Raw genomic sequence first — 1,367 nt, 5'->3', positions numbered from 1 at the left:
CCGAGACCCGACTTTAAAACTAGCCGTCGCGCTAGCGACACAAAATCCCTCAGACCATAGAACTAATCGTATTCCGAAACCGATTCAATGCCAGTGCAAAAAACACCGACCCAATCCCGATCAAAGCCAGAAAATCAGTCCAAACAATGCTAAACCCCGCCCCCCTATACAAAATAGCCTGCGCCAGTGACACGAAATGCGTGGTCGGCGCTGCCAGCATGATATTTTGCACCAGCACCGGCATGCTTTCGCGGGGTGTCATACCGCCGGACAGCATTTGCAAAGGTAACAAGATGATCAACATCAACAGCCCTAGTTGAGGCATTGAGCGCGCCAAAGTTCCCAAATATATGCCTAAGGAGGTGGTAGCGAACAGGTGCAACAACATACCTAAAATAAACAAACCCAGCGAACCTTGAATCGGTACCTCAAGTAAGCCATGCACGACAAAAATGATAGACGCGGTCGCCACCACCACAACGACCAAGCCCATAGACCAGACCTTAGCTGACATGATTTCAAACGGCGTTAAGGGCATTACCAATAGATGCTCGATTGTGCCGTGCTCGCGTTCGCGGATCAGTGCGGCCCCGGTCAAAATGATGGACAAGGTGGTGATGCTATTGACCACTTCCATCAGCGAGCCGAACCACACCGAACTTAAGTTGGGATTGAAGCGGGTTCTGATCTCCAATTCCACCGGCAAGGTGACAACTGCCCGATGACCTTGGGCAAAAGCATTGACTTCGCCGTTCAAAATCGTCTGGATGTAGGTATTGCCGATAAAGGCCTGCGAGATACGTGTGGCGTCGATATTCAATTGCAGGGCAGGTTGCCGACCGGCCAGCATGTCGCGCTGGAAATGCGAGGGAATATCCAGCACAAAGCTATATAAACCAACGTCCATGCCGTGATCTGTTTCGTATTGATCGATAATCACTGGCGTCAAGAAATACGGTAGGTAAAAAGCGTTAATGATGCGGTGGGACAGTGGCGAGCGGTCTTCGTCGACGATGGCGATCGGCGCTTTGTGCAGCGATTGTGGGACGCCGGTAGCGATCAGATACACTTGGCCGGTAAAGGAGAACACGATCATCACTAGCATCATGGTGTCGCGGCTTAGACTGCGGAGTTCTTTGATACCTAGGTAGTAGATGTTGAGTAGGGTTTCCATGGGTTACATGATCTTCTGACTATTAAGCCGGTCTTTAAATGCCGTTCGTCCTGAGCTTGTCGAAGGGCGCTCTAAGTAAGGCTTCGACAGGCTCAACCCGAATGGAGTGCTGGTAATAATTGGGGCTTGACTAATAGACTTGGCGTTAGTGTCGCTATCGCGACGGCTTTTTTTATGTCGGGTCTCGGCCCGA

At 50.8% G+C, this 1,367-nt stretch carries 2 protein-coding genes; both read right to left on the bottom strand.

The window, feature by feature from the left end; translation table 11 throughout:
• Positions 1-49 precede the first annotated feature (49 nt).
• On the bottom strand, positions 50-1,174 hold the full coding sequence (locus A1332_RS01725; RefSeq protein WP_064006854.1) for an ABC transporter permease: 1,125 nt from the start codon (positions 1,172-1,174) through the stop codon (positions 50-52).
• 3 nt (positions 1,175-1,177) lie between these two features.
• Positions 1,178-1,367: hypothetical protein (locus tag A1332_RS25830; protein WP_231890181.1), on the bottom strand; the 190-nt coding region annotated here is incomplete at its 5' end.

Origin of the sequence: Methylomonas methanica, assembly GCF_001644035.1 — a bacterium.
GTDB lineage: Bacteria > Pseudomonadota > Gammaproteobacteria > Methylococcales > Methylomonadaceae > Methylomonas > Methylomonas methanica_A.
This window is presented reverse-complemented; position numbering and strand designations above follow the sequence as displayed.

What these genes read in the sequence shown, in the direction of transcription:
- A1332_RS01725 (WP_064006854.1), bottom strand. Translation starts at nt 1,174, where the DNA reads ATGGAAACCCTACTCAACATCTACTACCTAGGTATCAAAGAACTCCGC.